The following is a 6,891-nucleotide window of genomic DNA, read 5'->3' as shown; positions in this document are numbered from 1 at the left end:
CTGTCGACGGGTCTGAACTCGCTGTCGACGTCCACCTCGACGGGCATCAGCTCGCTGTCGAGCGGCGTGAGCTCGCTGTCGGCTGGCGTGAGCTCGCTCTCCGCTGGCGTGAGCTCGCTGTCCACGGGTCTGAACTCGCTGTCGGTGTCGGCTTCGACGGGCATCAGCTCGCTGTCCACGGGTGTGAACTCGCTGTCGGCTTCGACCTCGACGGGCATCAGCTCGCTGTCCACGGGTCTGAACTCGCTGTCGGTGTCGACCTCCACGGGCATCAGCTCGCTGTCGACGGGGATGAACTCGCTGTCGGTGTCGGCTTCGACGGGCATCAGCTCGCTGTCGACGGGGATGAACTCGCTGTCGGCGTCGGCGTCCACGGGCATCAGCTCGCTGTCGACGGGCATGAACTCGCTGTCGGTGTCGGCGTCCACGGGCATCAGCTCGCTGTCGACGGGTCTGAACTCGCTGTCGGCGTCGGCGTCCACGGGCATCAGCTCGCTGTCGGCGTCGACCTCGACGGGCATCGCCTCGCTGTCCACGGGCGTGAACTCGCTGTCGACGGGGATGAACTCGCTGTCGGTGTCGGCTTCGACGGGCATCGGTTCGCTGTCGACGGGGATGAACTCGCTGTCGACCTCGGCCTCCACGGCGGTGAATTCGCTGTCCACGGGCCTGGCGAACGCGGTGTCGTACGACGACGCCTCGCACTCGAAGATCACGCTGGGCGGCTCGAACCATGCGCCGGTGAAGCTCACGAACGTGGCTGACGGCACGGAGAATCCGGATGCGGTGAACTTCGGCCAGTTGAGCTCGCTGTCGATGTCGACTTCGACGGGCCTCAACTCGCTGTCCACGGGTCTGAATTCGCTGTCGACCTCGACCTCGACGGGCATCAACTCGTTGTCCACGAGCGTGAGCTCGCTGTCGACCTCGACCTCCACGGCGATCAGTTCGCTGTCCACGGGCATCAGCTCGCTGTCGACGTCGACCTCCACGGCGATCAGCTCGCTGTCCACCGGTGTGAGTTCGCTGTCGGCAGGCATCAGTTCGCTGTCGACGTCGACCTCGACGGCGATCAGCTCGCTGTCCACCGGTGTGAGTTCGCTGTCGACGGGCCTCAGCTCGCTGTCGACGTCGACCTCCACGGCGATCAGCTCGCTGTCCACGGGTGTCGACTCGCTGTCCACGGGCGTGAGTTCGCTGTCGACGGGCCTCAGCTCGCTGTCGACGTCGACCTCCACGGCGATCAGCTCGCTGTCCTCGGGCGTGAGTTCGCTGTCGACGGGCCTCAGCTCGCTGTCGACCTCGACCTCCACGGCAATCAGCTCGCTGTCCACGGGTATCGACTCGCTGTCCACGGGCATGAGTTCGCTGTCGGCTTCGACCTCCACGGGCATCAGCTCGCTGTCGACGGGTATCAGCTCGCTGTCGACGTCGACCTCCACGGCGATCAGCTCGCTGTCCACCGGTGTGAGTTCGCTGTCGACGGGCCTCAGCTCGCTGTCGACGTCGACCTCGACGGCAATCAGCTCGCTGTCGACGGGTATCGATTCGCTGTCGACGGGTATCAGCTCGCTGTCCACGGGTATCGACTCGCTGTCGACCGGTTTCAACTCGCTGTCGACTTCGACGTCCACGAGCATCAGCTCGCTGTCCACGGGCGTGAGTTCGATGTCGACGACCGTCAGCTCGATGTCGACGACCATCAGCACGGTTGTCAGCGGTGTCACGAGCATGTCGACGACGTTGAGCAGCGTGGTCAACGGTGGCGGCATGAAGTACTTCCACGCCAACTCCGTCCTGATCGACTCGTCGGCGACCGGTAAGAACTCGATCGCGATCGGCGGCAACGCCAGTGCGACGGCTGAGAACGCGGTAGCACTCGCGACCAACGCCGTGGCGGATCAGGCGAACACCGTGTCCTTCGGTAATTCGAACGACAAACTGCGCATCACGAACATCGCCAACGGTGTTAACAACGACGACGTGGCGACGGTGGGTCAGTTGAAGGCTGTGAGCCCGAAGAGCACGGATGGCTTGCCGACGGCGGCCGTGACGTTCGACACGCTGAAGGATGGAAGCACCGACTACAGCAATATCACGCTGGGCGGCAAGGACGGTACGGTCATCCACGGCGTTTCCACCGGTATTGCGCCGACGGACCTGATCAATAAGGCGCAGCTCGACACATTGAGCGGCAAGATCGCTAACGTGACGGTCGCGGACGACCCGATGTTCGCAGCGGATGGTGATCGCGCTTCGGAAGCCGCAGTAGCAACCGGCACGCATGCAACGGCGAGCGGCGCGAGCGCCAAGGCAACGGGTGCAAACTCGGTTGCACAAGGTGCAAGCGCAGTCGCCAGCGGTGTCGGCGCAGCAGCGATCGGTGCGGGCAGCCATGCAACGGCGGATGACTCCGTTGCGCTGGGTGCGAGCTCGGTGGCGGATCGTTCGAACACCGTGTCGGTCGGCTCGGCAGGCAGCGAGCGTCAGATCACCAACGTGGCGCGCGGCGTGCAAGACACGGATCTGGTCAACGTCAACCAGTTGAACGATGCGGTCGCGCAGTCCAACAGCTACACGGACAGCGTGGTGAGCGGCATGCAAGGCGCCGTCACGGATATCGGCCGTAACGCCTACTCGGGCATCGCCGCGGCTACCGCTCTGGCGATGATCCCGAACATCGATTCGGACAAGACGGTGTCGGTCGGCGTCGGTGGGGCAACGTATCAGGGCTATGCGGCTGCAGCCGTCGCGTTGAACCTGCGCGTCACCCAGAACCTGGTGCTGAAGGCCGGCGCGGGTTCGACCCGTAGCGGCACGGTCTACGGTGCTAACGCGTCGTATCGGTGGTAAGGCAAACGTCTCGGGCTCACGCCCGGGACGACCCGGGCGACCGCAAAGCATCGAGGTCGCCCGTACGCCCAGCTCTTTGAACCGATTTAGGTAGCTAATCAAGATGTCTAAACTTCTTCTCACCGTTTTCACCGCCATCGGCGTGCTCTCTGCTTGCACGACCGATACGGGTATGACTTACACGGCGCAAAAACTGAATATCGCCGGACAGCCGCAGGCCTATCGCGTCACGTGCTCGAGCCTGCTCGGATCGCAGAAATCGTGCATGTCAGCGGCTTCCCGGATCTGCAAAGATCAGCAAGTCGTGGCCGTTCAGGCCTTCGATAGCAACAAGAGCGCATTCGATTTCACCTGCGCTGGCGGACCACCTGCGAAGCCGGCGGCCTGATGCCTGACGAATGATCGAGCCATCGCGGCTCGCGTTGTTCTTCCGTAAACCGACGTTCTATCGAACGTCGGTTTTTTTCGTTTTACGTGTCCCGCGCATCGATCAAACAAACCGCGCAAGTCGCGCATAATTCCGCATAGCCCAATTCCCGACCAATCTCCTCGCTTACGGATAAAATTCCGTTGCCTTGCGCCCTGTTTGCGCTTGCCGGGCGCCGCCGATGTGTGCAGTGCAGCGACGGCAAACGCATACATAGCGCAAAAACCTCAACAAAATCAAAGGAGGCGTTATGCCAGCCGTCCACGGGAGCATGCTGCTGCTCTACGCGGTGATCGCGATCGCGGTTCTGATCCTGATGATCGCCCGCTACAAGGTTTACCCGTTCCTCGTCCTCATGATCGTGTCCGTGTTGCTCGCCCTTGCGGTCGGCATGCCGATGGACAAAATCGTGAAGTCGTTCGAAACCGGCAACGGCAACACGCTCGGCCACATTGCGGTCGTGGTCGGTCTCGGCACGATGCTCGGCAAGATGATGGCCGAATCGGGCGGTGCCGAGCGCGTCGCCAATACGCTGATCAATCTGTTCGGCGAGAAGAACATTCACTGGGCGATGATGGTCGTCGCGATCATCGTCGGCTTGCCGGTGTTCTTCGAAGTCGGCTTCGTGCTGCTGATTCCAATCGCGTTCAATGTCGCGAAACGCACCGGCAAGTCGCTGCTGCTGATCGGTCTGCCGATGGTCGCTGGCCTTTCGGTCGTGCACGGTCTGATTCCGCCGCACCCGGCCGCGCTGCTCGCGGTGCAGCAGTATCACGCGGATATCGGCAAGACGATCGCCTACGGCCTGATCGTCGGCGTACCGACCGCGATCGTCGCGGGCCCGTTGTTTGCGCTGCTGATCCACAAATACATCAAGCTGCCGGACGCCAACGCGCTCGCCGACCAGTTCACGGAAAAGCACGGCGACACGGAAAAGAAGCGCGATCTGCCGAGCTTCGGCATCACGCTCTTCACCATTCTGCTGCCGGTCATTCTGATGCTGGTCGGAAGCTGGGCGGATCTGGTCTTCACGCCGAAGACGCTGCCGAACGATTTGCTGCGCTTCGTCGGCCAATCGGATATGGCGTTGCTGATCGCCGTGCTCGTCAGTTTCTGGACGTTCGGCGCGAAGCGCGGTTTCAACCGCGATCAGATCCAGAAGTTCTGCGGCGAGTGCCTTGCGCCGATCGCGGGCATTACGCTGATCGTGGGCGCGGGCGGCGGCTTCGGCCAGGTTCTGCGCGACAGCGGCATCTCGCAGCAGATCGTCGCCACCGCATCGCAGGCGAATCTGTCGCCGCTGTTGCTCGGCTGGTTCGTCGCCGCGCTGATTCGTCTGGCGACCGGCTCTGCCACAGTCGCGATGACGACCGCGTGCGGCATCGTCGCGCCGATCGCGGCAGCGGCGGGCGGTCATACGAGCCCGGAACTGCTGGTGCTCGCGACCGGCTCCGGCTCGCTGATCTTTTCGCATGTGAACGATGGCGGCTTCTGGCTGATCAAAGAGTATTTCGGGATGACGGTCGGACAGACCTTCAAGACCTGGTCGTTGCTCGAAACCCTCATTTCCCTGATGGGGCTCGGCTTGACTTTCGTGCTTGCGATGTTCGTGTAAGGAGATTTCGATGATTCTGATCGCAATGGGCGTGTCGGGCGCCGGCAAGTCTCTGATCGGAGAATTGCTGGCGGAGCGCTTGCAATGCTCGTTCACCGATGGCGACGCGTTCCACAGCGCCGCCAACAAGGAGAAGATGCACAAGGGCATCCCGCTGACCGACGACGACCGCTGGCCGTGGCTCAAGACGATTCGTGCTGCGATCGAGGAGAAGCAGCGCGCGGGCGAGACGGCGGTGTTCACGTGCTCGTCGCTTAAGCGCTCGTACCGCGACGTGTTGCGCGACGGCGACAAAGACGTCTGTTTCGTCTATCTCGAAGGCACGTTCGACGTGCTGCACGAACGGCTCGCGACGCGCACGGGACATTTCTTCGATCCGAAGCTGCTGCAGAGCCAGCTCGATACGCTCGAGGCGCCGGGCGCGGACGAGGCGATCGTGGTGAGCATCGAGCACACGCCCGAGGAAATCGTCGAGATCGTGATCGAGGAACTGAAGACGCGCTGATTTCGCGTTCGACGTTGCAGAAAAAAAGCCCCACGCCGCAAAGCGTGGGGCTTTTTCTTCGACCTTGCGTCGCGAATCAGGCGATACGCTTCGCCAGTTCGGCCGCCTTGCCGATATACGAACCCGGCGTCATGTCCAGCAGCAGCTTCTTCGCGTCGGCGGGAATCGCCAGACCGCCGATGAACGTCTGCAACGCCTCGCGCGTGATGCCCTTGCCGCGCGTCAACTCTTTCAACTGCTCGTACGGATTCTCGATGCCGTAACGGCGCATCACCGTCTGCACCGGCTCGGCGAGCACTTCCCATGTGTTGTCGAGATCTTCGTTCAGGCGCGCCGCGTTGATTTCGAGCTTGTCGAGGCCGCGGATCAGCGCGTCGTAAGCCAGCAGCGAATAACCGAACGCGACGCCGATGTTGCGCAGCACAGTCGAATCCGTCAGGTCGCGCTGCCAGCGCGAGACCGGCAACTTGTCGGAGAGATGGCGCAGCGTCGCGTTCGCGAGGCCGAGGTTGCCTTCCGAATTCTCGAAGTCGATCGGGTTGACCTTGTGCGGCATCGTCGACGAGCCGATTTCTCCGGCCTTCGTTCTCTGCTTGAAATAGCCGAGCGAGATGTAGCCCCACACGTCGCGGTCGAGGTCGAGCAGGATCGTATTGGCGCGCGCGACGGCGTCGAACAGTTCGGCCATGTAGTCGTGCGGCTCGATCTGGATCGTGTACGGATTGAACGTGAGCTTCAGCCGATTCTCGACGACGTCCTTCGAAAACGCTTCCCAGTCGAATTCCGGATACGCCGACAGATGCGCGTTGAAGTTGCCGACCGCGCCGTTCATCTTGCCGAGCAGTTCGACCTTCTCGATGCGCTGGATTGCGCGCGACAGACGCGCCGCGACGTTGGCGATTTCCTTGCCGAGCGTCGTCGGGCTGGCGGGCTGGCCGTGCGTACGCGAGAGCATCGGTTGTTCGGCGTGCGTATGCGCGAGCTTCACGAGGCGTTCGTATACCGAGCGCAGCGCCGGCAGGATGACGTGCTCGCGCGCGCCGGCGAGCATCAGGCCGTGCGACGTGTTGTTGATGTCTTCGGACGTGCACGCGAAGTGGATGAACTCGCTTGCGCGCTCCAGCTCCGGCTGGCCCTTGACCGACTCCTTGAGCCAGTATTCGACGGCCTTCACGTCGTGATTCGTGACGCGTTCGATGTCCTTGATGCGTGCCGCGTCGTGCGCGGTGAAGCGCTCGGCAAGGCTCAACAGGAATTGCTCGGAGGCTTCGGAGAAGCGCGGCACTTCGGCGAAACCGGCGCGCGACAACGCGATCAGCCAGTGAATCTCGACCGTCACGCGATGGCGCATGAACGCGGCTTCGGAAAGCCATTCGCGCAGCGCTTCGGTCTTGGCGGCGTAGCGGCCGTCGAGCGGCGAGAGCGCGGTCAGCGCGAAGAGGGTATCGGGACGGGTATCGGACATGATTGCGGGCGCGGCCGGAAGGGAAA

Annotated in this window: 6 protein-coding genes and 1 pseudogene; 5 read left to right on the top strand and 2 right to left on the bottom strand. The window is 62.7% G+C overall.

Going from position 1 to position 6,891, the window contains the following annotated elements:
- Positions 1 to 326, bottom strand: a 326-nt coding sequence (locus tag AWB80_RS45595; RefSeq protein ID WP_425266875.1) for a hypothetical protein, incomplete at its 3' end; no start/stop codon positions are given.
- On the opposite strand from AWB80_RS45595, the pseudogene AWB80_RS45590 reads away from it, so the two are divergent.
- From AWB80_RS45590 to AWB80_RS21945, 5 genes and pseudogenes are all read left to right on the top strand, one after another.
- Positions 292 to 807, top strand: a pseudogene (locus AWB80_RS45590) (hemagglutinin); the annotation flags it as partial. The gene AWB80_RS45595 and the pseudogene AWB80_RS45590 overlap by 35 nt on opposite strands.
- Before the next feature lie 924 nt (positions 808 to 1,731).
- Complete coding sequence (locus AWB80_RS44970) at positions 1,732 to 2,853, top strand: YadA family autotransporter adhesin (RefSeq protein WP_244206646.1); 1,122 nt, start codon at positions 1,732 to 1,734, stop codon at positions 2,851 to 2,853.
- A 172-nt stretch (positions 2,854 to 3,025) separates the two neighbouring features.
- The gene (locus AWB80_RS21955; protein ID WP_143328115.1) at positions 3,026 to 3,241 is read left to right on the top strand and encodes a hypothetical protein; all 216 of its coding nucleotides are present in this window, start codon (positions 3,026 to 3,028) and stop codon (positions 3,239 to 3,241) included.
- 289 nt (positions 3,242 to 3,530) lie between these two features.
- On the top strand, positions 3,531 to 4,895 hold the full coding sequence (locus tag AWB80_RS21950; RefSeq protein ID WP_061176757.1) for a GntP family permease: 1,365 nt from the start codon (positions 3,531 to 3,533) through the stop codon (positions 4,893 to 4,895).
- Positions 4,896 to 4,905: 10 nt separating this feature from the next.
- Positions 4,906 to 5,400, top strand: coding sequence for a gluconokinase (locus AWB80_RS21945; protein ID WP_061176756.1), 495 nt, complete (start codon positions 4,906 to 4,908; stop codon positions 5,398 to 5,400).
- Positions 5,401 to 5,476: 76 nt separating this feature from the next.
- Here the strand turns inward: AWB80_RS21945 and purB are convergent, their stop codons facing one another.
- A complete protein-coding gene (gene purB, locus AWB80_RS21940) occupies positions 5,477 to 6,865 on the bottom strand; it encodes an adenylosuccinate lyase (RefSeq protein WP_061176755.1) in 1,389 nt (462 codons plus the stop codon).
- Between the last annotated feature and the right edge of the window lie 26 nt (positions 6,866 to 6,891).

It is taken from the genome of Caballeronia pedi (assembly GCF_001544915.2).
In the GTDB taxonomy this organism is placed as follows: Bacteria; Pseudomonadota; Gammaproteobacteria; order Burkholderiales; family Burkholderiaceae; genus Caballeronia; species Caballeronia pedi.
The sequence above is the reverse complement of the archived record's forward strand: the minus strand, read 5'-3'. Positions and strand labels throughout refer to the sequence as shown.